Genomic DNA, 24,772 nt, shown 5'->3' with positions numbered 1-24,772 from the left:
TTATATTCTCGGTTATTACAGTCGATGGAGACCGCATTCGTACAACGGTGGATTGACACCATCTGAGTCGGAAAAACGGTACTGGAATAACTACAAAACCGTGGCCAATATTACTTGACCACTACAAGCATCATTATCACCCGATGCATGATGTATTTCATCAAATACAACGAATACTCTGCTAGATAATAGAATATCAAAACGCTTGGATTGTCCCGTGCTCAAATATTGGTATGTATAAACAGCTCCAATATCGCCTAGCATTCCATTCATGCCGCGGTTTAAAATTCTCTCAAAGGTTTCTTTTATCGAGTTTGAGACAGCCGTGGAGGGAGAGAAGCAAATAACATGGTCAATCAAATTCTTGTTAATCAACTCAGCAGCGAGTGCTGCGGCCATATTTGTTTTGCCTGCTCCGGGAGTAGCATGAACGAAAAAAGCATTATCTCCCAAGGAATATTTGGATAATGCTAGTTCAACGCATTCGTGCTGCCATCGCCTAAGTTTCATTGTTCAATCTCATTTAAAGTATTCTCGATAGCTTGAATTCTGCCTTGGTATATAACAGCTTGTTGTTTAGCATTCTGAAAGATTGGTTTTAGCTTCGGTGATAGCTTTGGAAACTCTTTTGAGAGGTCGTGATACTGTTGAATCTCAGAACTTAGAATTGCTAGCTGAGCGCTAAAATCGCTCAACTTTCCTTTGAGCGCATCGATTAAGTCTTGTATGCCTTGCTCTTGAATCTTCTTCAATGAATCAGCGACTAGATCGGTTTTATGATGCATCGTGGATGCTGACGATGTGAGTGACCATATATTGCTTTTTGGACTCAAGTCGCTAGCGATGCAATCGAGAAAACCGTCTTTTTTTAGAGCCCACATGGTTTTGTAGACTTTTGAATGTAGTTTTGATTGTTTCATCGTAGGAAAGTCTGGTTCACAAAGTTTTCGCACATCTTCAACTGTAAATTCATTTGTGGGGATTGACGTTGCGATTTCCAAAACTAAACGCTTGAACGACATCGGCATTCATCCAGATCAGTGGGAAAGATTTCATCATTTATGATGCTTAGGAATCCTAAGTATATCTGATGTATGAAACCTTAGACAATCAATTCATCAATCCGTAACTGAGATGACATTGAATTGCACGCCATGAATCCGTTTGCGAAACGTCTACAAGAGGCTCGGTTATCAGCGAAATTAAGCCAAAGAGAATTGGGTATTAGAATCGGTTTTGAACCCAGTTCAGCGAGCAGTCGCATGAATCATTATGAAAGGGGACGCCATGTTCCTGACTACACCATCGTCAAACTTATTGCTGAAGTATTGGAAGTTCCTCCATGGTATTTTTTTTGTGATTCAGATGAAGAGGCAATACGATTGATTAAATTGGCTAGGTTGAGTGAACATCAAGTTTCAAAAATTGATAAACTCCTTGACGAGCTTGTTGATTAGAAATATCAGATTAATTTAATCAGCGTAAGACTTTTATTTTCTCCCGACGTAACTCTGCAATATCACTCTTAGACTGTTCTAATTCGTTTTTTAATTTCTTAATTTGATTATGGGCAACGCGCAAAGCAGCTGAGAGTTGATGATGTATTGCGGCCATTTGTGCTCGCTCAATTTTGAATGAGTCAACTTGAGCCCGATACTTTTCCTTTATTGCTGCTTGTTTTTTTCGTGATTGAACAGCTTTTTTCAGTTGATTGGAGTTTTCACCATTGGTCTGACGCGGAGATCTTTTAGCTTTTATGGACTTCACTTTGGCAATAATTTCAGGATAGTAGTAGCAACTCCCATTTCCAAGGTTCGCCTCCTCCTCTACTGCTCTTACACTCAACTTACGGTCCGTAGAAATGCGAAGTGTGGAGCCTTTTACTATTCGTTGTAGAGCCATATCCAATCGAGTTTCAGTATCATTTTTGCTCATAAATCAATAACCTCAATTGGATGTTGATAAGATTCATATGATAAATTGAAATCACTCATAACTCTTTCGGCTGCACGAACCTGGGTGATACAGTGTGCATATTCATTTAAACTCAAGCTTCGATTATTTCGTAAGTATGAAACCAAATCAAAATGTCGTTTTTGCCACCACTTAGCTTTTTCAGTATCGATTACACTCCCCCCAGTCTTACAATCAACGCAGAATGCAGGATTAATAATACCCTCCATATCGCAGTCGTATCCATTTTTGCAATAACTGTGTAGCGTTCCGTGCAGAGTTAATCTGTTTTCTTTAACCAATCGATATAAACTCTCCCAACTACTATAAATGGTAGGTGTATCCTCACGCATTGCTAAGATCGCTTTTCCAAAGCTTCCACTTAACGGTTCGCTTCCGTTAAACCAGTTAAAATAAGCATTGGTTGTAGATTCTATAGCTACTTCATTTAGAATATTTTTGAGTTCACTATCAAACTGCACGTCAGATAGCCTAGCTTCGATAGCCCCATTACCGTACCATTCCGTCATTCTGAGGTTAACGTGTTTGAATTGCTGCTTGAGAGCAATAGAATTTCCAAGATTGTTTCGAATTGAAAAGCATGCGAATGTGCGACGGAACTGATGAGTAATCAAGGGCCATGGTTTGCCTATTTCAATCTTATTATCTATTGCTCCATTATCTCTGGGATTTAGCCGGCGCGTTTCGGCGATTGATGCTTCCGTTACCTTTGTACCAGCAAGCATAGAAAACTTTCTTAATCGGTCATTCCATTTTGAACGAGATATCAATATCGGAAGATTTTTACGCTGATGTTGGCTTAGCCAAAGGTTGCTGGAAATTTTTATAAGTTCATCACGTTGACCGTTATTTGCTGTATGTGCGGCTATTACTAACAACTGCTCACGCGAGCTTGAACTTAATGCAGTAGCAAGATCGATTGCTTTTTCAACTACGGGACTAGCGAGCCATTCTTCGGTTTTTTTTCCCGCAGCAAGTTTATGTGTGGCTGCTCGTACCGAGTGATAAGTTTGACCCTCAAACATATACGTAGAGAAACTATCACTTCTTAGCTCAAATAGCTCACTAACTCTCATCCCTGTAAAAGCTCCACAGCAGATAAAGCAAGCTGACTGAAGAGAAGAGCGCCACTGTGAAAACCATGTTCCATCTAGTGATTTTTTTCCAACTGGTAACAACGGAGTATCGCTAAGCGCCTGCAGAATTATTTCGCTTTGTTTTCTTGGCGTTGCTTTGTTTATTTCCTCAGCATACGTTTTAGCAGCATCAACTTGGTCTGAATTATTACTCAGCCACTTCCAGATTCCTGTATTAATTTTGTAATCAACGATAGCTCTTCCAGCATCATAATTCGACTGAAGATCTCGATCTAGTTGGGCTAACTTCTTACAATATGGCCAAGCCATTTCAACTAATTTTAGTGCCTCACCAAATATTACATTAGCTATGCTTTGCGGGATTGCTAATGTTTGTTTACTCTCTAACTTTGTTTGGCATGCTAATTTTATTGCTAAATTTCTGTTTAAATCGAATGGGATTTCAAATTCAAATGGCAGCCATCGATTTAGATTTTCGATTGAACGCAACCCTGTAAATGCAAGCTCCAATGTTCTCTTGCTGTACTGCCCTTTATGTAGGTATTCCTCAACAAACCGCCATGTATCTGGATCATTCAGACTGGAAATGTCACTTATATTTTTATCTTCGAGTACTAATAGGATCTTTTTAACTCCCGTATTAAATCTTGAAGTGAGAGTTGAGAGCTTGCAGCGAGCTCCAGTATTATGACCTTGCTCGAATAACCATCCATAAATGATTAATTTCACCTGACGCAACAGAAGCTCAGATTGTTTTAAATAGCTAAAAATAAATGCTCGTTGATTTCTATCCGTACCTTGATCTGCTGCGTAAGCACTGCAGTCCCAAATCTCATCGCCGAATCTAGCAGTAACCTCTCCGAATTTATTGGTACATACTATAACGCGATCCAGCTCCTCCCATTTTTGGTTTATAAAAAGTGATATGACGTCTTCGCGGGTGGGAGCGTTATCAGGAGCAAAATCGTCAGGAAGTACCAAAGAAATATCCATAAGCTCACCCTATCTAAAAATCAATTAAAGCTGCATCTAGCCATAGTGGATGACGTCCGTCATCATTAAGCTTCCGTCTAGCTTTGCGAACGTTAGCGATGCTGAATTGCTTGATTCGAGCATCTATTTTAGAAATTGCATGTTCAAAGTTGTTCTTAAAATGTTTCGAATCTAAATGCAAATATGTAGACTCTTCTAAACACTCTCGGAAGCTCAATATGCACCAGATATCAACAACAGAATCTACCAAAACTTGATGTTTACAGTCCCAGCAGCCGAGCAAGTCTGCACAAGCAATTTTTTCACTGCTATTCAGGAGGTCATGGCTTTTGGCGCGTGCCGTGAAAAGTTCGCTTTTTTCACCATTCTGTTCTTTACAATAGCTCCCATTAGCATTTCGTAGTGGTGGAGCGGACTTTCTCAAATATGCTTCATAAGCTAGAACGTCGACCTTTTGCATATCTCTGACTTTCTGTTTAGCAGCTTCGATACTGGATTTATCGCGAACCTGTTGCTCCAATGTCCAACTAGTATCTCTGTTCATTTGGTTATTTAAGTGTTGATTACCGCTAGAGTAATTCTTTGCGACTACGTTTGGAGTATTGTCTAGTAGTAATGCGGCTTCAATTGGTCCTTTATTGGCAATTGTAAGATGACTTCCGGTTGCACGAAATCTTCTTGGAACAGGCGTCAAACGTTTACCGTAGTCATCCATCATCGGAAAGTATCTACCCAACCATTTATTGTTAAAGTCAGCCAATAGACAAGCCGACATGGGCTGAATCGTTTTAATTCTGAAACGAAAATTTGGAAGTAACAAACCATCTGGCCGTTGATCAACTTCTTTAGAAGCTTTTAGTAGCTGATCGAAAAACTGCATGGCATATTTGGGAATATGGACTTGGCTATTGTCTCCAATTTCGACTGATATAGTTTTGAAAGCTCTCCGCTTAAAAGCTGGCATTTGGTACCACGTTTCTGAAAATGAATGGCTACCCGATTGAGGTCTCTTTAGATTATAAAGAACAGTGCTATTACCCCACGTATAGTAGGAGAGGAGATATGCCGCAACATAGAAAATTTTGTTCACTCCGGTAGCTACAGGATAACATTTACCTTGCCAACAAAATGTCATTGTTGGGGTTATACTTTTTGCACTAAGATGCATCTGCGGGTCTAATATAAACTGATGATACAGCTGTTTGAATATTGATCTGAGAAGCGGCAGAAGTTTCCGTAATTCAGTTTGGCTATATCCTCTAGTAGGCTCCTGCTGTGATATTCGCGAAAGGTTCTTAGTTGGGAAGAAAGGTTTAGTTGATACTCCCATCCACTCAAAAAAAGTTTTCAAATCACCCCTTTTTCGTGTTTCCGTACTATCTTTAATCTCTCCAAGCCTTTGGCGAGCAGTGTTATGTTGAAGCTCTTTCAAAAATGACTCTGCAGTGAGGGGGAGCAGACGTGGATTATGATTATCACAAAATTGGAAGTGATTTCTTGCAGAGGAAAATATATTAACTTTTGTTGATTGACCCGCATCCTCACGAGTTGTAATGGCTAGAAACATTTTCATAGCATAATCTTTTGAACGCTCTGGTCTCAATGCGCATTGTTGTATATCTTGCGTTTTAGGAACTCCTAAATACCTAAATCTATTAAAGTCTAAACGTTGACTAGTATTAGCGCCGTTTATTAGGGAAATGCAAAGTTCATGGATCCAGGGTGAATTTTTAATTGGCTTTTTAGTCAATTCCGGCCTCCATTAATGCTTCGTGCATGATATTGTCGAGCATAGATATTTTGTCTTTTAAAGCTTCTTTGCGCTTGAGGTATTGAAGGTATTTCCATGTTGTAGATTCATGATTGTGTCCCATCCACTGCATAATCAAATCAAGAGAAGTTGCTGGGTCGAGTCCGGACGTAAGCAATGAGTGAAGACGATAAGTTGCATAAGTACTTCTTAAGTCATGAAATTTATGTTGAAAATTAGATCCCGAAGTTTCAATCTTACGTCGCAATTCGCCGAATCTAGTACTTATTCCTTTTGAGGTGATAGGGTTTCCTAGCTGACTGATAAACAAGGGTTCATACACTTGTGCACTCTTTTGTTTATTATCGTGGGCAGTGTTATGAATTTTACTTTTCTTAGCCAAATCTGAAGCCTGGATATTTGAATCGTCAGTCAACCTTAATTGAGATTGAAGCTTATTCAGTCTGTTATACCGACGTTCACTAATTGCGTATTTTTTTAGTTGGTCTAACAAAGTCCTCGAAATTTCGATAGTACGGGTTTTATTAAACTTGGTTGGAACGCCAACTTGCGGACCGATAGTAAGGTTGAAATAGAGTTGTGAGTCATCTCTTGGAACTGCGCGAACCAAAGCATTTAAAGTTATCCCCGCCGCTTCTTCGGCGCGTAGCCCGCATAGAATTCCAAGAAAAGAGATTAATCTGAACTCAACCGGTGAATATCTTAAACTTGCGGCTAAGTTAGAAATGCTTTCGATAGTTAACGGAGATAGACTGCGTACATTTGAGCTAATAGAGTCCCGTGGTACCCTGATTCTCAAATCTGAAGTTTCTACAGTGAATCGAGGTCTTAAATGAGCGAGAGGTCCTCGACTCTTAATGGAAACAAACTCCACTTCAAATGGTTTATTTTCTGCCGAGATTGAAAAATAGTCTTCATACGCAGCCCATTTATAAAATTGGATTACGTGAGACATGTAGTTGTTTGCGGTGGAATAAGCAAGCAGACCATCATTTGCATGCTTTAGCAGTTCTTCATTTCGAAATCGATAAGTAGGTTTAAAGCTTTTTAGTTGTGGAAAATAATCCCAGCGTAAGTCGTGTGTATCTAGGAAAGTCCAGTACCGCTTTAACGCCTTCGCATATGAGCTTAAATCTTCTAGCTTCTTGACACTAGATAGATGAATAAACCACTGATTTACTGGGATTACAAACTGCCCTTTAGCATCATATAGAGTAGGCAATCTACCAAGTGGAACACCTCCAAGGAAACGGATAGCAACGTCAGAAATATCGACTTTAGAGCCAACCGAAACGTTGGTAGAGTATATTAATTTAGCCATCACAACACCTTTCGATGAAATCCATCTTTCCTGCAATATAGACAGATAATTGGAGATGTGATGGTTCTTGTTGGATTAGAGCAACTAATCCAACAATAGCCGGTGTTCAGAATTTTTCAAATTAAAAGCGGTAAGGTAGGCTTTCGACAAAATCATGTGAGGGTGACAAATTCCTCAGCGCTGGTTGGGTGCAGTGCAACCGTGGCATCAAAATCATCCTTGGTTGCGCCCATCTTCATCGCGACCGCGAAACCTTGCAAAATTTCATCCATACCCTCGCCAATGCCGTGTATACCAATAACCCGCTCTGTTGGACCGGTACAGACAAGCTTAAATGTGCTTAGAGCGCGGTGTGGTGTAACGGCGTTGTACATTGCGGCAAATTGCGAACGGTAAACTTTTACATCATCGCCGTGCACTTCGCGTGCTTCAGCTTCAGTTAAACCTACGGTACCGATTGCTGGGTGACTAAAGACGATGGTCGGGATTAAGCTGTAATCCATGTGCGCGTCTGGCATGTCTTTGTTGAACAGGCGTTCAGATAGCAGCCGGCCAGCCTTAATGGCAACAGGCGTTAATTGCGCTTCACCGGTTATATCACCAACAGCATAAATACCTTTCACATTGGTATTCTGATATTTGTCGGTGCGAATAAATCCGTGTTCATCAACTTCAACACCGGCCGCTTCAAGGTTTATTTTATCGGTTGCTGGTTCACGGCCAATGGCCCAAACCAGGCAGTCAACGCCATCAATGCTTTGGCCATTTTCGCAATGGACTGACAAAGTGCCATCGCTATGTTTTTCAACGCGCTCAATAATACATCCAGTATGAAGCTCCGGACCATCTTGCTTAAGACGTTCCAGCAGTGCATCGGTGATGTCATGATCAAAATAACGTAGTGGGCGGTCGCCTCGCACCAGCAAGTGCGCATCAGAACCAAGTGCATCAAGTACACCGGCAATTTCTACGGCAATGTAGCCTGCGCCAACAACAACGGATTTATTGGGGCGTTCTGTTAATGCAAAAAAGCCGTCCGAATCAATGCCGTATTCAGCACCAGGTACATCAGGAATTATAGCGCGGCCGCCAACAGCGATGGTGATATGGTCCGCTGTAATGTGTTCGCCATTAACTTCCACAGTATTTGCATCAACAAAGCGTGCAAAGCCTTCAATATAGTCAACACCGTTACTCTCAAAACCACGCTTGTAGCCGCCATGAATACGCTCAATGTACGCTTCGCGATTTTTAACCAAGGTGCTCCAGTCGAACCCTTTTTGTTCAATTTCGAAGCCGTAGGCTGAACTGTATTTAATCGCTTCGGCAATATGGGCGCCGTACCACATAACTTTTTTTGGTACACAGCCGACATTGACGCATGTTCCGCCTACGGCCTTCGCTTCTACCACCGCAGCTTTTGCACCGCGAATAGCTGCGCGGTTAGCTGAGGCGATGCCGCCGCTACCAGCACCAATGGCAAGATAATCGTAATGTCGGGTCATGTGCTCTACTCCTGTGACATGCTAGAGTGTTGTATCTGTTAAATGAATGCGCCTATGATCGCTGAAAACGCACATGGGTGCAATGCGCGCTCCGACGGATACAGCCAATTAACCGACGAAAATACCGATGACCCTTATCTATCAAATCAATCGCAGTAAGCGGCGACGCAACCTAGCCATCAAGGTGGCAAAGGGGAAGCTTGAAATTCAAGCGCCTTGGCATATGCCTGAGGCGACTATTCGTGCCTTTGTGAATGATAAGCATGCGTGGATAGATAAACATTTGCAGCGGCAACGCCGGCAGCTTGATGCCTTGGCTCCGCGGTTGTGGGAATCTGGTGAGCGTTTACGCTGGCTGGGTGAGCCGATGACCTTGAAAGTGGCTACCGCAACGCGCAAAAGTGTTGAGCGTTATGGTGCCGAATTGTTTGTTACGAAAACAGCGCGAAGTCAGGCGGTTAAAGAGCCTCGCTTAACGATTATTAGTTGGTATAAACGACAGGCTGAAGCTTGGCTTGACGATTTCTTTGCAACATGGCCTGAGCACCACGGATTAACTCCGAGTACATGGAGCATTGGTGATTTCACCAGCAAGTGGGGGCATTGCACCCGTAAGCAAGCATTGAAATTCACATGGAAGTTATGGATAGCGCCGCCGTGGGTGGTACGTAACGTGGTAATACATGAGCTGTGCCATTTAAAAGAGTTTAATCACAGCAAGGCGTTTTGGCGTTTGGTTGAGCAGCTCTCACCGGATTATCAAGCAGCTGAGGCATGGTTGCGTCAGCACGGCGTGACCGTGCTGAACGCGGATTACCTTGATTATTGCGATGAAAATAGTGATTAATTAGCCGGTAGGTTTTGCTTTAAAAACTCAACCATCATGGTGCGCAAATGCAGTGTGGTTCCTTCACCTTCGCTAATCCCATGAGTGCGGTTAGGGTATGCGAAATAATCAAATTGCTTGCCATGTTTTATCAGCTCATTAACGAGCCGTTCTGAACCTTGAAAGTGAACATTATCGTCGCCTGTTCCATGCACCAGCAACAAGTCACCTTGCAAATTTTCCGCATGAGTAATTGCAGAAGTTTCTCGATAGCTGTCGGCGGCTTCTGGCAATAGTCCGGAGTAACGTTCTTGATAAATGGTGTCGTATAACGTCAAGTCAGGTACTGGGGCAAGTGCCATCCCCGCATGGTATGCGTCTGGGTAACGAAACAATGCGTTAAGGGTTTGCGAACCGCCGCCACTATGCCCCCAAATACCTACCCGGTCTTCATCAATAAAGTCCCAACGGTCGAGCATTGCTTGCAAGGCATCATGCTGATCGCGAACGGTGACAACGCCTAAATTCTTGTAAATTGAACGTCGCCATTCAAAACCCCGTGGTGAACGCGTACCGCGGTTATCAACAGAAGCGACTAAATAGCCTTGTTGGGTTAAGTAGGTATGAAACAAAAAGCGCTCACCACCCCAGCTGTTTGCCACCGTTTGGCCCCAAGGTTCGCCATACACATAATAGACAATTGGATATTCTTTGCTGGGGTCAAAATCTGCTGGTTTCATTAAATAGCCATCCAGCTTCAGTCCGTCTTGCGCTTCCACTTGAAAGAACTCAAAGGCACCACGCTTGAGTTTGTCAAAAGCATTCTGAGCGTCATCATTGGTTTTGATGACGCGAATGCTTTTGTGCTCTGGCAGCGTGATCATATCAACAATCGGCATAGTTTCGACATTTGAAAACGTATGCACCGCATATTTCGCATCAGCTGAAAGTTGGTAGCTGTGCGTTCCTGGCTGATCTGGCGTGAGCCGCTCAAGCTTGCCGCTACCGTCTAAGCTGGCACGGAACAGATAACGCTCAAGTGGCGTTTCGGGTGAAGCAATAAAGTAGACCCAACCGTCTTTTTCGTTAATTTGGAGAACTTCAATGACGTCCCAATTGCCCCGGGTGACGGTGCTGAGTCGGCCAGTGTCCCGTTGTACGACATAGATATGGCGGAAGCCGCTGCGCTCACTGAGCCAAGTAAATGATGTGCCGTTATCAATAAATTGCAGATCATCAACATATTCAGCCCAGCTTTCGGTGACTTCTTGCAAAAGCTGTTGCACAGAACCTGTTTTCGCATTAGCTAAAAAAGCTGTGTTAACGGCTTGCGAGCGCGTGAGTTGCTGAATGAGTAGCTGTGAGCTGTTGCCAGCCCATTGCATGCGCACTAAGTAATTCTGACGTGGATCACCAGGAACTTTCATCCAGGTTGTATCACCACCTTGGGCAGGCATTACACCAATTCGCATAGCGGCATTGGTCTCGCCAACCTTTGGATAAGGGAATTGTTTTAACGTTGGGTACAATTCATCAGTGTTATTAATCATGGTAAACAATGGGGTACCTTCGGTGTCCAATTGCCAGTAAGCAATTGAGCTGCCGTCAGGGCTCCAACGAAAACCATCGCGCAAGAAAAATTCTTCTTCGTTGACCCAGTCAAAGGTGCCGTTGACAATAGTGTCGCTGCCATCTTTTGTCAGTTGGGTAATGCGCGAAGAACTTAGGTTCTCAACATAGATGTTGTTGTTAATGACATACGCAACGCGGGTTGCTTGCGGGTCAAATTTGGCAAACTGCAATGTTGATGCCTCGGCATTACCGCCCAGCTGTTGTAATTTTTTGGTGGATAAATCAAATACCCAATAGTCACCCAGAGTATGGGTGCGCCAAGAGCGCTTCGTGTTGGTGAATATGAGTAATTTATTGCCGTCATCAGACCAACTGTAATCGGCAACCTTGAGTGGGTCAGAATTATTATCGGGGCGTAAATCTTCGGCATTCACCAAAACAGTGCGCTGCTGCGTTTGTGGGTGGTAGCGTACAATGTGGTGACCACCATCGTCGGCACGCTCCAATACGGTGTAGCCGCTGCCGTCTGCCAACCAACGTGTCGGGCCAACGCCACGGGCATTGTATTTGCCTTGTTGGTAAAGCGCGTCAAATTCGACGGCAGCTGTGCCTGTCGATTGCTGCGTATCTTGATGTTCTCCGCCACCTGGAAGTGTGCTACAACCTGTTATGAAGGCAACGGAAGCAACGCCGATGAAGGTTTGACGTAGCCATGATGTTGTTTGTTGTGTCATTGTAATTCCCTGTTGTGGGGGCTGTGTGACCTTGAAAAATGGCACGCCGCCCATACCTATGCAGAAGACGAAAGTATCCACGCATTATTCAAGAGGATGTTCCATGAGTCAAAACCCTTTGCTCACTGATTACCATTTACCCCCGTTTGAGGCAATAGAGCCGCACCATGTTATACCGGCTATTGAGCAACGGATTCAAGACTGTAAGAACACAATTGAGGCGGTTATAGCCGCAGGTGACTACAGCTGGGATGGATTAGTGGAGCCCCTCGAGCAGGTTGATGACTTGTTGGAGCGCAGTTGGTCGCCGGTATCCCATTTAAATGCTGTTGTCAGTTCGAAAGAACTGCGTGAGGCTCACGATAACTGCCTGCCGCAACTGTCTGAATACGGCACATTTGTGGGGCAGCACGAAGGCTTATACAACGCTTTTAAAACATTGCGAGCAAGTGACAACTTCGAACAGCTTACCGAGGCCCAGCGTAAAGTGGTGACGGATACGCTGCGTGACTTTGAGTTGTCAGGCATTGCTTTACCTGCCGATAAGAAACAACGCTATGCGGAAATTCAAACGAAACTATCTGACCTGTCTTCTCAGTTCAGTAATAACTTGCTCGATGCGACCGATGGCTGGCACTACCTGGTAACCACTGAGGACATGCTGGCAGGACTTCCTGAAAGCGCTATTGCGGCCGCCAAAGCTGCCGCAGAAGAGCATCAGCAAGAGGGCTGGCGCTTTGGCTTAGATTTTCCAAGCTATTTGCCGGTGATGACTTATGCGGACAACGCTGAACTGCGCCGTATTATGTACGAAGCATTTACCACGCGCGCTTCTGAGCAAGGCCCGCAAGCGGGGCAATTTGATAATACCGCCATCATGGCTGAAACCTTAGCACTACGTCATGAGTTAGCCGAGCTGCTGGGGTTTGCTAACTATGCGGAATTGTCGTTGACGACAAAAATGGCTGAGTCAGCAGAGCAGGTTGAACAATTTTTGCAGGACTTAGCCAAGCATTCATTGTCGCAGGCCCACGAAGATTATCAGGATGTTCTGAAGTTCGCCGCCGAAAACTTTGGAGTTGATCACTTAGATGCCTGGGACGTCGGCTATTTCAGCGAAAAGCTGAAGCAACAACGCTACGCTATCTCCGATGAGCAATTACGCCCCTACTTCCCAGAACAACAGGTTGTGCAGGGTCTATTTGCTGTGGTTCAAACATTGTTTGGAATACGTATTGAGGAGCAGGAGAACGTTGCTGCATGGCATCCTCAGGTGCGTTATTTTGTCATCACGGATAACAACGGTGATGTGCGCGGTAGTTTCTTTTTGGACCTGTATGCGCGCGCAGGAAAACGCGGTGGAGCATGGATGGCAGAGTGCGCCGTACGTCGAATTACCGCGACGCATCAACTGCAATTGCCGGTGGCCTATTTGACCTGTAACTTCAATAAACCTGTAGGTGACAAGCCGGCGCTGTTTACTCATGACGAAGTGCTAACATTGTTCCATGAATTTGGCCATGGTCTGCATCATATGCTAACCAAAGTTGACGTTGCCGGTGTGTCAGGAATTAATGGTGTAGCTTGGGATGCGGTTGAACTGCCGTCACAGTTTCTTGAAAATTGGTGCTGGGAGCCAGAAGCACTGGCCATGATCTCTGGCCATTTCGAAACCGGTGAGCCCCTACCGCAGGACTTATTAGATAACATGTTGGCTGCGCGTAACTTCCAATCAGCGATGCAAATGGTTCGACAGCTCGAATTTAGCTTGTTTGATCTGCGTATTCATCGCGACTACGATCCCCAGCAGGGCGATCAGATTCAAGCCATTCTTGATGCAGTTCGGGATGAAGTCGCGGTCAGGAAACCGCCTTCGTACAACCGTTTTCAACATGGTTTTGGCCACATATTTGCTGGCGGCTATGCAGCGGGATATTACAGCTACAAGTGGGCTGAGGTGTTGTCGGCTGACGCGTATTCGCGCTTTGAAGAAGAAGGAATATTTAATCGCGAAACAGGGCAAGATTTTTTACGAGCGATTTTGGAGCGGGGTGGCTCGCGCGATGCGATGGAGCTATTTAAGGAGTTTCGAGGCCGTGAGCCAGACGTTGAAGCTTTGCTGCGTCATACGGGTATCACGAGTCTGGAACAACCCAGCTAACTAAAAGTACCAGAGAAATTACGAATAGAATGACAAACACAGCGCCAACTGCGACGTAGATTGCGGGATTACCGTGATTAAAGTCGCGTTGGCGATTTTTGTCTGATTGCACACCAAACAACGCCGCAAGCACACTAACTACGATATCGAAAAAACCAGGTTTTGAAGGTTGGTCTGAAGTTTTGTCCGAACGTTTTTCTGAAGACATGGCTACTCAGTGCTGTCAATTAGCGGGTTAACCACCAATAGGTTGATTATAATCGCGCTTTTTAGATTCAGCTGAACCAAATAGCAGCTCGAATAAATCGAGGAAATGGAATTGAGTTGAGCGACTTTTACCGCTAAACCAACTGGTCCATGTCACACTTTGTTCAGGTGCTTGGCAGACGGTTTGAGCGTTGGGTTGTTCGCTGTTATGCATCATAGCTTTGCATTCTTCGAGCGATTTAGTCGGTTCATTTTGCCACGCAGCAGCACTCACCGCGCTAATTAGCACAATGCTTGCAATCAATAAGACTGACATAACTGACAGCTTCATGGACTACTCCGCTTAATAAATGAGCTACTAAAATAGCAGGAAATAAGCTTACCTGCCAAGCCTATTGCATTATTTTTTTGACTGCCAAGGCGACGAACCTTTGCTACACTATGGCCTCTTTCTGACAGGCGAGGTGATTATGCGCGAATTTTTAATCGCACCATCAATATTATCAGCAGATTTTGCGCGGCTTGGCGAAGAAGTCGACAATGTATTAGGCGCAGGTGCTGACGTCGTTCATTTTGACGTGATGGACAATCATTTCGTTCCTAATCTCACCATTGGGCCAATGGTTTGTAAGGCGCTTCGCGATTACGGTATCAAAGCACCGATAGATGTTCATTTAATGGTGCAACCGGTGGACCGCATGATCGACGACTTCGCTGCTGCGGGCGCATCAATTATCACCTTTCACCCCGAAGCCTCGACGCATATCGACCGCTCTTTGCAGCAAATTAAGGCCGCCGGGTGTCAAGCGGGCTTGGTGTTTAATCCGGCTACGCCGTTGCATTATTTAGATTATGTACTTGATAAAGTTGATGTGATCTTATTGATGTCGGTTAACCCCGGTTTTGGTGGCCAATCATTTATTCCTGCAACATTAGATAAGTTGCGTCAGGCACGTAAAATAATCGACGCCAGCGGACGTGATATTCGATTAGAGATAGATGGCGGCGTTAAAGTGGACAATATCGCTGAAATTGCAGCAGCCGGTGCCGATATGTTTGTCGCAGGCTCCGCAATATTTAATCAACCCGACTATGCCAAAGTAATCGGCGAAATGCGGAAACAATTAGCAACTGTAGCTTAATAACGGATATAAAAATTTATGAGTAAACCCATTGTATTAAGTGGCTGTCAGCCGTCAGGACAACTCTCGATTGGTAATTACATTGGCGCCCTGCGTCAGTGGGTAAAAATGCAAGAAACTCATGATTGCCGTTTTATGCTGGTTGATTTGCATGCGATTACGGTGCGTCAGGACCCAGAAAAACTGCGCGAAGCAACGCTAGACGGCTTGGCGCTTTATATGGCCTGCGGTTTAGACCCAGAAAAAAGTATTATTTTCGTGCAATCGCACGTGCCTGAACATGCCCAGTTGGCTTGGGTCTTGAATTGTTACACCCAAATGGGTGAGTTGAATCGTATGACGCAGTTTAAAGACAAGTCAGATAGGCACGCGCACAACATCAATGCCGGTTTGTTTACGTATCCAGCATTGATGGCGGCAGATATTTTACTTTATCAAGCAAATGAAGTGCCGGTCGGTAATGATCAGAAACAACATCTTGAATTAGCGCGCGATGTGGCAACACGGTTCAACAACATTTATGGCGATGTATTCACCATACCTGACCCGTTCATTCCGGAAGTTGGTGCACGCGTTATGAGCCTGCAAGAGCCGACCAAGAAAATGTCCAAGTCTGATGAGAACCCAAATAATTTTATTGGGTTATTAGAAGAGCCGAAAAAAATCACGAAAAAGTTGAAGCGCGCAGTGACTGACTCTGATGAGCAAGCTCGCATTTATTTTGATACCGAAGAAAAGCCGGGTGTATCGAACTTGCTTTCAATTTTGTCTGCGGCAACCGGCAAATCAATTGCCGATTTGGTGCCTGCATACGAAGACAAAATGTATGGTCATTTAAAGGGTGATACGGCGGATGCTGTGGTAGCTATGCTTGAGCCAATTCAGCAGCGTTACCAAGAGTTGCGTAATAATCGTGATTATTTGAACCAGGTTATGGCGAATGGGGCGCAAGCTGCAAGCGCACATGCAGCTGAAACGTTACGCAAAGTTTATGACGTTATTGGGTTCGTACCGCGGCCATAACTTATGCTGTTAATGATCGATAACTATGACTCGTTTACCCATAATGTTGTGCGTTACTTTCGGGAGTTAAACGCGCAGGTACACGTTGTTCGGAACGATCAAATATCCCTGGAACAAATCAGCGAATTGCCGCTAAGCGGTATTGTTATTTCTCCCGGCCCTTGTACACCGAACGAGGCCGGGGTTTCCTTGCAGGTAATTCGTCATTTTGCGGGCAAATTACCCATACTTGGTGTTTGCCTTGGGCATCAAGCCATCGGGCAGGTGTTCGGCGCTCAGGTGGTGCGTGCCGAGCGTGTGATGCATGGCAAAACTTCTTTATTGCACCATGAAAATCAAGGGTTGTTCAAAGATTTACCAAGCCCAATTCAGGTCGCACGTTATCATTCACTGGTTTTAGCGCCCAGCTCCATCCCCAAAGAACTTATTGTGGACGCGTGGACTGAAGCTAAAGATGGCTCACGTGAAGTTATGGCAATTCGCCATGCGGATATGCCAATCTGGGGCGTTCAATATCACCCCGAGGCGATTGAAACTGAGTATGGGCATGATGTTTTGGGTCATTTTTTAGCCTTTTGTGCGGCCAGATAAGTGTCATTTTTGCGTTAACTATTCACTCAAATTTGCTGCTTCATGCATACTTATGCAAGCGCGCTGCAAAATAAACTAACTCTCCGAAATCCCCCGTTTTTTCTAAGCTTGAAGCACGACAGCGATGCTTTTTTCTGCAATAATATGCGCACTAAATACGGCTATTATTCAGCGGCCAAACTAAACTAATTTGCAAGGCAACGAGGGAACCTTATGACTGCTACGATCAACGTAAATCGCGCTTTATTTGATGATGTGATGGTGCCGAACTATAACCCGGCTAAAATGATACCAGTGAAAGGTGAAGGCTCGCGTGTTTGGGACCAAGAAGGTAAAGAATACGTCGATTTTGCGGGCGGAATTGCGGTCAACTGTTTAGGACACTGCCACCCAGCTATGGTTAAAGCGTTAACCGAGCAAGGTAACAAGCTTTGGCATTTGAGCAACGTATTCACCAACGAGCCAGCGATTCGTTTGGCTAAAAAGCTAACAGATGCAACTTTTGCTGATCGTGTTTATTTCGCCAACTCAGGCGCCGAAGCCAATGAAGCCGCTTTAAAACTGGCCCGCCGTTGGGCACTTGATAAATTCGGCCCAGAGAAAAATCAAATTATTGCGTTCAATAAAGGTTTTCACGGCCGCACTTTCTTTACCGTTACCGTGGGTGGCCAACCTGCGTACTCTGAGGGCTTTGGTCCGAAGCCTGGCGCGGTAGAACACGTTGATTACAACGACCTTGCTGCACTTGAAAAACTCATGTCTGAACAAACCTGTGCAGTAATGATGGAACCTCTGCAAGGCGAAGGCGGTGTTATTAGCCCTGATGCAGACTTCGTAAAAGGCGTGCGAGCGCTGTGTGATAAATACAATGCGTTATTGGTATTCGATGAAGTTCAAACAGGTTTTGGTCGTACAGGAAGCTTGTACGCATATCAGCAACTTGGTGTGAGCCCCGATATTCTATCAACTGCTAAAGCGCTAGGCGGTGGTTTCCCAATTGGTGCCATGTTAACAACTGATGAGATTGCCCAGCATTTGAAGCCTGGCACCCACGGTAGCACTTATGGTGGCAACCCATTAGCTTGTGCTGTCGCTGAAGCCGTATTTGATGTCGTAAATACCAGTGACGTGCTTGAAGGTGTGAAAGTTCGTGAGCAGTTGTTCAAAAACAAACTGCAAGAAATTAATGAAAAATACGGTATTTTCAAAGACATTCGCGGCAAAGGTTTGCTGATCGGTGCAGAGTTGAATGAGAAGTTTGACGGCAAAGCTCGTGATTTTCTGAATGCCGCAGCCGATGAAGGCACCATGGTTCTGATTGCTGGGCCAAGTGTTATCCGCTTTACACCGTCGTTGATTATTCCTGAGCAAGATATTGTTGAAGGGCTGGCGCGATTTGAGCGAGCAGTCGCAAAGCTTGCTGGCTAAGCCAAACGGAGACACCTTATGCTAGTGGTTCGTCCGATTAAGCCGCAGGATTATGCGGCGCTCTACCGGTGTGCAGTTGAATCAGGTCACGGGTTTACCTCATTGCCTGTTGACGAAGATTTATTGCGTCGCCGCATTGCTCGCGCTCAAGAAGCCTTTGCTCGTGAACAGGTGAGTGAGCCCGGTGATGAGGGCTATTTGTTTGTCATGGAAGAAACGGACACGGGTGAAGTGGTTGGCTGCAGCGCTATTGAAGCTGCAGTTGGCCTCTCCGATGCCTTCTATCATTACCGTTTAGGTACGGTGACACACCATTCAAAAGAATTGGATATCTACAACGCTCTTGAAACACTGACGCTGTGTAATGATTACACTGGGTTCAGTGAATTGTGCACGTTGTTTTTACGCGAACCATTTAGAAAGAATATGAATGGTCGTGTGTTGTCGCGCTTCCGTATGCTGTTTATGGCTGAGTTTAGAAACCGATTTAGTGAAGTTGCCATTGCGGAGATGCGCGGTGTTTCTGACGAAAATGGGCAATCACCGTTTTGGGGTTGGTTGCAGCAGCACTTTTTCTCAATGGACTTTACCCAAGCCGATTATTTAACCGGTATTGGTGAAAAAACCTTTGTTGCTGAATTGATGCCGCAGTTGCCTATTTACGTGAAATTGCTGCCGCCTGAGGCGCAAGCAGTTATAGGTCAGGTACATGATAATACGCGTCCAGCATTAAAAATGTTGCAAAGTGAAGGGTTTCGCTGTCGCGGCTATGTAGATATTTTTGATGCGGGTCCAACGGTAGAAGCTGAAGTTTCTAATATTAAGAGCGTACGCGAAAGTAAGCGCTTACCTATAAAAATTGGAGATGTTGCGAAAGAACAGTCGCGGTTTATTGTCTGCAACACACAAGTGGCAAACTTCCGCGCCGCACAAGCGCGCCTTGAGCTCGCTGATGATCATGTGGTTCTTGATGCGAAAACGGCTGCAGCACTGCAAGTACAAAATGGCGATAACGTTCGATTTGTCACATTGACAGGAGCAAACTAATGTCAGACCAGAATTTATTTATTAATAACAATTGGATTGCCGGAGAAGGCGAATTATTTAAGTCGGTTGACCCAGCCCGTAACGAAGTGGTTTGGGAAGGTAAAGCAGCCACTGAAGAGCAGGTTGACGCTGCCGTGATGGCAGCCCGCGCGGCATTCGTTGATTGGGCCGAACGCAGTTTTGAAGACCGCCTAACAATTTGTAAGCGGTTCGCTGAACTGTTGGAAGAGAACAAGCAGAAATTTGCTCATATCATTGCCGAAGAAACCGGTAAGCCTATTTGGGAAACACTAACAGAAGTTGGTGCAATGATTGGTAAAGTCGCCATTTCTGAACGTGCCTACCACGAGCGTACCGGTACCGTCGAAAACCCAATGCCTGGCGCTAAAGCATTTATACGCCACAAACCACATGGTGTGGTTGCTGTGTATGGCCCTTATAACTTCCCAGGCCACCTACCGAACGGGCACATTGTGCCGTCATTGTTGGCGGGCAATACAGTGGTATTTAAACCCAGCGAAATGACCCCTAAAGTGGCAGAGTTTACTGTCAAAATGTGGGAAAAAGCAGGATTGCCGAAAGGCGTATTAAACCTCGTTCAAGGCTTGGTGGATACCGGCAAAGCGCTATCGGCGCACCCACAAATCGATGGCCTTTTCTTTACCGGTTCTTCGAATACCGGGCATGTGCTTCATAAATTGTATGCCGGTCGCCCAGATAAAATTTTAGCCCTGGAAATGGGTGGTAATAATCCACTCATCGTAAAAGATGTCGCTGATATCGATGCCGCAGTGCACGATATTGTGCAATCTGCATTCATCACGTCCGGTCAACGTTGTACGTGTGCTCGTCGCTTGTTTATTGAAAAGGGACCGCAGGGCGATGCGATATTGAAACGCTTGATTGAAGTAACGGAAAATATTCAAGTTGGCGATTATGAAGCTGACCCGCAACCATTTATGGGTGCAATGATTTCAGCGAAGGCAGCCACAGATATGGTCAAGGCGCAAAATGATCTCATTGACGCTGGCGCTAAAATCTTATTAAAAATGCTGCAGAAAGACCACAATCTCGGTTTTGTCACACCAGGCATTTTAGACGTCACGCATGTTGAAGAAATGCCGGATATTGAGCATTTTGGGCCGCTATTAAAAGTTTACCGTTACACCGATTTAGATGCGGCAATTAAAGAGGCCAACAATACCAAGTACGGTCTTTCAGCGGGCATTCTTTGCGATAGCGAAGAAACCTACCGGTATTTCTTTAAGCGCATCCGCGCTGGTATTGTGAACTGGAATAAGCCGATTACAGGCGCAAGTAGCGCGGCACCATTTGGTGGCGTGGGTGCTAGTGGTAACCACCGTGCCAGCGCTTATTATGCAGCTGATTATTGTGCATATCCGGTTGCTTCAGTTGAAGCTGAGCATGTTGCAATGCCTGAGAAACTCGCACCAGGTCTTAAATTTTAGTTATAAAACACATTCACTAGGGAGCACCTAATGGCAGCAGCAATGCAAGCAACGGTTAACTGGCGCGACGGTTTAGTATTTGAAGCTGAGTCTGGTTCGGGCCATTCAGTAACAATGGACGGCAATAAAGCCGAGGCTGCAAGCCCAATGGAGTTGGTATTGATGGCAGCTGGCGGTTGCTCCTCAGTGGACGTGGTGAGTATTTTAGAAAAAGCTCGCCAGCAAGTTTCGGCGGTGCGTTGTGAAGTTAAAGGCGAGCGCGCTGACGCGGTACCTGCCGTTTTTACGAAAGTGCATTTGCATTTTGTTGTGACGGGCACTGATGTTGCAGACAAGCATGTTGAACGCGCTGTCGCGCTCTCAGCCGACAAGTATTGTTCAGTTGCGAAAATGCTCGAAGCATCAGTGCAGCTTACCCACAGTTACAGTATTGAGAACGTGTAAATGAATTATCGGCATAGTTACCATGCTGGCAATTTTGCCGATGTGCTCAAGCACGTATTGCAATGCGTAGCACTTGATTACCTGCAACAAAAAGACAAGCCATTTTGGTTGCTTGATACCCATGCGGGTATCGGTATGTACGACTTAACCGGCGAACAAGCGCAGAAAACAGGTGAGGCAGTCGAGGGTATTGGGCGGTTATTGAATCGTAGTGACCTGCCAGAGTCTATTCAGCGCTACGTTAATTTGGTTCGCGAGGTTAATGATCCGAATCAACCGGAACAATTGCGCTGGTATCCGGGCTCGCCATGGTTTAGCGCACAGCATTTGCGCGAACAAGACCAACTTACCTTGTGTGAAATGCATCGGGAAGATAGCGGCGCACTGAGCGAAAATGTACGGAAGGAATTTCCGGCAGCCAAGCAAATCAAGGTACTTGAACATACCAACGGTTATGGAGCGTTAAAAGCTCTCCTACCGCCCCCACAGAAACGTGGCATGGTACTTATTGATCCGCCGTTTGAGCAGCGTGACGAGTTTGAGCAAGTGGTTAAAGCTCTCCAAGAAGGCGTTAAACGCTGGGCTACAGGTATTTATGCCGTATGGTATCCAATCAAAGACCCATTGACTGTCGGTGATTTTCATCAAAAAGTGAAATCTATACCGGGGGTAGAAAAACTATTTGCGGTCGATTTATTAATTCGCGCGGCAACAGACTCAAGCAAGTTAAATGGGTGCGGCATGCTGTTTATTAACCCACCCTTCGGATTAACGCAGCAGATAAATGACATTATGGATTACCTAACGCCGATTCTTGCCCAAGACCGGGGTGCTGAATATCAAAGCCTCTGGCTGTAAATGAGCGGAAAGCTTTAGGCGCCTTTGCGCTGTTTATCAAGGATTTCCTCAATAAGCGGCGCCAAAATTAACTCCATAGCAAATACCATTTTTCCACCCGGAACCACCAATGTGTTCATCCGTGACATGAACGACCCATCTATCATGCGCAGATAATACGGGAAATCGACATTTTTCATTCCCCGAAACCGGATAACGACAAAACTTTCGTCAAGTGACGGAATGTCTTTGGCGCTGAATGGATTTGACGTGTCCACCGTAGGCACACGTTGGAAATTTATGTGGGTACGTGAAAATTGCGGCACAATATGATGGATGTAGTCTTCCATGCTACGCACAATACTTTGCGTTACCGCTTCGCGTGAATGGCCACGTTCAGAGGTGTCCCGCAGCAGCTTCTGAATCCACTCCAGGTTGACAATAGGCACCATGCCGATGAGTAAATCAACATGTTGAGCCACATTGTAGCCATCGCCAGATACGCCACCATGTAAGCCCTCGTAAAACAGCAGGTCCGTTCCGGCAGTGAGCGGTTCCCATGGGGTGAAGGTGCCGGGTACTTGGTTGTAGGGCACTGCATCATCAAAATTGTGTAAATAACGACGAATCTGCCCGTTGCCGGTGGCGCCGTATTCGCGAAACAGTGCTTCTAAGCGCGTAAAATCGTTAGCTTCAGGGCCAAAGTAGCTGATATGGCGCCCTTGTTCTTGGGCTTTTCGAATTGCCAGTTCCATTTCTGGCCGTGAGTATCGGTGGAAGCTATCGCCCTCAACACACGCAGCTTTAACGTCCAAGGAGCGGAAAATATGCCGCAACGCTTGGCTCGTTGTGGTGGTCCCAGCTCCTGATGAACCGGTGACTGCGATGATTGGGTGTTGTACCGACATGAAACCTCCGAAAACGTAGAAAGAATGTTATACGGGGTCAGTCACATCGGGTCAAGTTTTGCGCATGTTAGTAGTGTGGAGGAACTTCCTGAGACGGGTCATTGGAAGAGGAACCTTCGGGATCACTTATTTGTTGGAACTTTTCACCCAATAAACGCATCTGATGATGCAAGAGTTGGAGTTCGCCCGCCTGTTGAGTAACTAGCTGGTTCAGTGTTTCAATCGTATCTTCTTGAAAAGCTAATTGGCTCTCAAGGTCTGCGATACGTCGCGATAATTCATCATCGTGTTGCGCAGCCATAGGCAAACACCCCTATTTATGTGTAGTATATTCAGCGCGACGAATTACAACTTACTCTGACACAGAATTCAATCCTGGAGACAATAAATGAAGCAATTTAAAAAGCCATTGGCGCTGGCTGTTGTAGCGCTTGCAGTAACTGGTTGTATGCAACAAGAGAAATTCCCTGTGAGCGAAGCTGCGCCAGAGGCTGAACAGGACAAAATGGCCTACGCTTTTGGTTCTACACTTGGTGAATATGTTGGTGACACACTGAATCGCCAAGAAGAAGCTGAGTTTGTATTGAATCGTGACCTCGTTATTGCCGGTTTTGTTGATGCAGTGAAAGGCGATGCGAAAATTTCACAAGCAGAGGCAGAAGAGTTAATCACTGCCATGCAAGCGCAAATTGCTGAACAGCGTGCAACTGTTGTTGGCGGTAAAGCATTGGAAGAAGGCGAGGCTTATCAAGCTGAAAACGCCAAGAAAGAAGGTGTAACGGTAACCGAGTCTGGGTTGCAGTATGAAGTCTTGCAAGAAGGCCCTGAGGGTGGTGCGCAGCCAGCAGCGACTGATTTAGTTGAAGTTCATTATCATGGCACCTTAATCAACGGCGAAGTTTTTGACAGCTCAGTCGATCGTGGCGAACCGTTAGTTCTGCCATTAAACCGTGTTATTGCCGGTTGGACTGAAGGTGTTCAATTGATGAGCGTTGGTGATAAGTACCGTTTCGTGATTCCTGCGGACTTGGCTTACGGCGAACGTGGCGCGGGTAACGGTCAAATTCCTCCGAACGCCACCTTGGTGTTTGAAGTTGAGCTTCTGAATATTGTGAATCCAGAAGATATGGAAGAACAACCTGTTGAAATCGAAGCGAAACAATAATCCGCTTTGAATGCAATAACGTTAGAGCAGCTTATGCTGCTCTAACGTATTTAATAACCTATCTTCGAACTCCATACGCAGTTCAAGCGCTTCACCTAAATTCGATAAGTCGCCATCAAACCCATTCAATTGCGTTTCAGGCGTTACGTCGGCATAGCTATCATTAAAGTCCAGCGCAATTTCCGTGGTATCGCTAATTAATGGGAATACTTCTTCAGCTAACGCTCGGGTTGATTCGGGTGCATTTTTACTGTTGCAAATAATCGAGTCGTAAACTTCGAAGTGACCGGACGAAACGTAGTCCATTAATAGTCCGCAAAAATTCGATATGTCTTGAGTTGCAGGTAGAGCATTCGCATCACGTTCATAGGGTGGTAAGCCAGCCAGCTTAAAATATTCGATAAGCAAAGCTTGTCGTTCTTGTAACCAAGTATCCACTGCAGCGTGGGCGCCTCCCCAGCGTTGCTTGGCCTGCTCGTTACGTTTTAACATGTTCATCTCCGTTTGTTTGATAGCAACCAATCTACTGATGATGCTAAGCTAGCGTCAACTGTTTT

The 24,772-nt window shown here is 45.3% G+C and carries 25 protein-coding genes; 12 read left to right on the top strand and 13 right to left on the bottom strand.

All coding sequences use genetic code 11. The features are described 5' to 3' along the window. Positions 1 to 90: 90 nt before the first annotated feature. Positions 91 to 510: a DEAD/DEAH box helicase gene (locus tag EGC76_RS11015; protein WP_128353057.1), complete on the bottom strand. Its 420-nt coding sequence runs from the start codon at positions 508 to 510 to the stop codon at positions 91 to 93. Beyond that, a complete protein-coding gene (locus EGC76_RS11010) occupies positions 507 to 1,022 on the bottom strand; it encodes a hypothetical protein (RefSeq protein ID WP_128353056.1) in 516 nt (171 codons plus the stop codon). Before EGC76_RS11010 ends, EGC76_RS11015 begins: the two co-directional genes overlap by 4 nt. A 132-nt stretch (positions 1,023 to 1,154) precedes the next feature. On the opposite strand from EGC76_RS11010, the gene EGC76_RS11005 reads away from it, so the two are divergent. Then, positions 1,155 to 1,457 (top strand): helix-turn-helix domain-containing protein, encoded by a 303-nt coding sequence (locus EGC76_RS11005; RefSeq protein ID WP_181950963.1) that lies wholly within the window; start codon positions 1,155 to 1,157, stop codon positions 1,455 to 1,457. 19 nt (positions 1,458 to 1,476) lie between these two features. Here EGC76_RS11005 and EGC76_RS11000 read toward each other — a convergent pair whose 3' ends face one another. The 5 genes from EGC76_RS11000 to gorA form a co-directional block, all read right to left on the bottom strand. Continuing rightward, entirely contained in the window at positions 1,477 to 1,935 is a 459-nt protein-coding gene (locus EGC76_RS11000; protein ID WP_128353054.1) for a hypothetical protein, read from the bottom strand. Continuing rightward, entirely contained in the window at positions 1,932 to 4,064 is a 2,133-nt protein-coding gene (locus tag EGC76_RS10995; protein ID WP_128353053.1) for a hypothetical protein, read from the bottom strand. The genes EGC76_RS11000 and EGC76_RS10995 overlap by 4 nt, the downstream gene beginning before the upstream one ends. 13 nt (positions 4,065 to 4,077) lie before the next feature. Further along, the gene (locus tag EGC76_RS10990; protein ID WP_128353052.1) at positions 4,078 to 5,814 is read right to left on the bottom strand and encodes a hypothetical protein; all 1,737 of its coding nucleotides are present in this window, start codon (positions 5,812 to 5,814) and stop codon (positions 4,078 to 4,080) included. Then, the gene (locus EGC76_RS10985; protein ID WP_128353051.1) at positions 5,807 to 7,156 is read right to left on the bottom strand and encodes a tyrosine-type recombinase/integrase; all 1,350 of its coding nucleotides are present in this window, start codon (positions 7,154 to 7,156) and stop codon (positions 5,807 to 5,809) included. The genes EGC76_RS10990 and EGC76_RS10985 overlap by 8 nt, the downstream gene beginning before the upstream one ends. 152 nt (positions 7,157 to 7,308) lie before the next feature. Continuing rightward, entirely contained in the window at positions 7,309 to 8,661 is a 1,353-nt protein-coding gene (gorA, locus tag EGC76_RS10980) for a glutathione-disulfide reductase (protein ID WP_128353050.1), read from the bottom strand. Positions 8,662 to 8,788: 127 nt separating this feature from the next. On the opposite strand from gorA, the gene EGC76_RS10975 reads away from it, so the two are divergent. Continuing rightward, positions 8,789 to 9,508, top strand: coding sequence for a M48 family metallopeptidase (locus tag EGC76_RS10975; protein ID WP_128353049.1), 720 nt, complete (start codon positions 8,789 to 8,791; stop codon positions 9,506 to 9,508). On the opposite strand, the gene EGC76_RS10970 is transcribed toward EGC76_RS10975, so the two are convergent. Further along, a complete protein-coding gene (locus EGC76_RS10970; protein ID WP_128353048.1) occupies positions 9,505 to 11,793 on the bottom strand; it encodes a S9 family peptidase in 2,289 nt (762 codons plus the stop codon). The two genes, EGC76_RS10975 and EGC76_RS10970, sit on opposite strands and share 4 nt — an antisense overlap. 103 nt (positions 11,794 to 11,896) lie before the next feature. On the opposite strand from EGC76_RS10970, the gene prlC reads away from it, so the two are divergent. Further along, positions 11,897 to 13,954: an oligopeptidase A gene (gene prlC / locus EGC76_RS10965; RefSeq protein WP_128353047.1), complete on the top strand. Its 2,058-nt coding sequence runs from the start codon at positions 11,897 to 11,899 to the stop codon at positions 13,952 to 13,954. Here prlC and EGC76_RS10960 read toward each other — a convergent pair. Both EGC76_RS10960 and EGC76_RS10955 read right to left on the bottom strand, forming a co-directional pair. Beyond that, positions 13,929 to 14,162 (bottom strand): DUF2970 domain-containing protein, encoded by a 234-nt coding sequence (locus EGC76_RS10960; RefSeq protein WP_128353046.1) that lies wholly within the window; start codon positions 14,160 to 14,162, stop codon positions 13,929 to 13,931. The genes prlC and EGC76_RS10960 overlap by 26 nt on opposite strands. A gap of 27 nt (positions 14,163 to 14,189) precedes the next feature. Continuing rightward, on the bottom strand, positions 14,190 to 14,492 hold the full coding sequence (locus EGC76_RS10955; protein WP_128353045.1) for a hypothetical protein: 303 nt from the start codon (positions 14,490 to 14,492) through the stop codon (positions 14,190 to 14,192). Between the two features lie 139 nt (positions 14,493 to 14,631). Between EGC76_RS10955 and rpe the strand changes: the two genes are divergently transcribed. The 8 genes from rpe to EGC76_RS10915 all read left to right on the top strand — a co-directional run bounded on the left by rpe (position 14,632) and on the right by EGC76_RS10915 (position 22,163). Further along, positions 14,632 to 15,303 (top strand): ribulose-phosphate 3-epimerase, encoded by a 672-nt coding sequence (rpe, locus tag EGC76_RS10950; RefSeq protein ID WP_128353044.1) that lies wholly within the window; start codon positions 14,632 to 14,634, stop codon positions 15,301 to 15,303. 18 nt (positions 15,304 to 15,321) lie between these two features. Beyond that, a complete protein-coding gene (trpS, locus tag EGC76_RS10945) occupies positions 15,322 to 16,326 on the top strand; it encodes a tryptophan--tRNA ligase (RefSeq protein WP_128353043.1) in 1,005 nt (334 codons plus the stop codon). Between the two features lie 3 nt (positions 16,327 to 16,329). Further along, on the top strand, positions 16,330 to 16,917 hold the full coding sequence (locus tag EGC76_RS10940; protein WP_128353042.1) for an anthranilate synthase component II: 588 nt from the start codon (positions 16,330 to 16,332) through the stop codon (positions 16,915 to 16,917). Between the two features lie 225 nt (positions 16,918 to 17,142). After that, positions 17,143 to 18,345, top strand: a complete 1,203-nt coding sequence (locus tag EGC76_RS10935) for an aspartate aminotransferase family protein (RefSeq protein WP_128353061.1) — start codon at positions 17,143 to 17,145, stop codon at positions 18,343 to 18,345. A gap of 18 nt (positions 18,346 to 18,363) precedes the next feature. Continuing rightward, a complete protein-coding gene (astA, locus tag EGC76_RS10930; RefSeq protein WP_128353041.1) occupies positions 18,364 to 19,392 on the top strand; it encodes an arginine N-succinyltransferase in 1,029 nt (342 codons plus the stop codon). Continuing rightward, a complete protein-coding gene (gene astD, locus EGC76_RS10925; protein ID WP_128353040.1) occupies positions 19,392 to 20,861 on the top strand; it encodes a succinylglutamate-semialdehyde dehydrogenase in 1,470 nt (489 codons plus the stop codon). Before astA ends, astD begins: the two co-directional genes overlap by 1 nt. A 42-nt stretch (positions 20,862 to 20,903) precedes the next feature. After that, positions 20,904 to 21,305 carry an OsmC family protein gene (locus tag EGC76_RS10920; RefSeq protein ID WP_128353060.1) on the top strand — a complete coding sequence of 134 codons (402 nt, stop codon included), beginning with the start codon at positions 20,904 to 20,906 and terminating at the stop codon, positions 21,303 to 21,305. Beyond that, on the top strand, positions 21,306 to 22,163 hold the full coding sequence (locus EGC76_RS10915) for a 23S rRNA (adenine(2030)-N(6))-methyltransferase RlmJ (protein WP_128353039.1): 858 nt from the start codon (positions 21,306 to 21,308) through the stop codon (positions 22,161 to 22,163). It abuts the gene before it with no gap. A 14-nt stretch (positions 22,164 to 22,177) separates the two neighbouring features. Here the strand turns inward: EGC76_RS10915 and EGC76_RS10910 are convergent, their stop codons facing one another. Together EGC76_RS10910 and EGC76_RS10905 are read right to left on the bottom strand one after the other, a co-directional pair. Continuing rightward, positions 22,178 to 23,050, bottom strand: coding sequence for a phosphoribulokinase (locus EGC76_RS10910; protein ID WP_128353038.1), 873 nt, complete (start codon positions 23,048 to 23,050; stop codon positions 22,178 to 22,180). Positions 23,051 to 23,117: 67 nt separating this feature from the next. Further along, positions 23,118 to 23,351, bottom strand: coding sequence for a SlyX family protein (locus EGC76_RS10905; RefSeq protein WP_181950962.1), 234 nt, complete (start codon positions 23,349 to 23,351; stop codon positions 23,118 to 23,120). Between the two features lie 87 nt (positions 23,352 to 23,438). Between EGC76_RS10905 and bamJ the strand changes: the two genes are divergently transcribed. Then, complete coding sequence (gene bamJ, locus EGC76_RS10900) at positions 23,439 to 24,215, top strand: BamJ family beta-barrel-assembly machinery protein (protein WP_128353036.1); 777 nt, start codon at positions 23,439 to 23,441, stop codon at positions 24,213 to 24,215. A 21-nt stretch (positions 24,216 to 24,236) separates the two neighbouring features. Here the strand turns inward: bamJ and rsd are convergent, their stop codons facing one another. Next, on the bottom strand, positions 24,237 to 24,707 hold the full coding sequence (rsd, locus tag EGC76_RS10895) for a sigma D regulator (RefSeq protein ID WP_128353035.1): 471 nt from the start codon (positions 24,705 to 24,707) through the stop codon (positions 24,237 to 24,239). Positions 24,708 to 24,772: the final 65 nt, after the last annotated feature.

The organism is Pseudidiomarina gelatinasegens, assembly GCF_004025325.1.
Classification (GTDB): domain Bacteria; phylum Pseudomonadota; class Gammaproteobacteria; order Enterobacterales; family Alteromonadaceae; genus Pseudidiomarina; species Pseudidiomarina gelatinasegens.
This window is presented reverse-complemented; position numbering and strand designations above follow the sequence as displayed.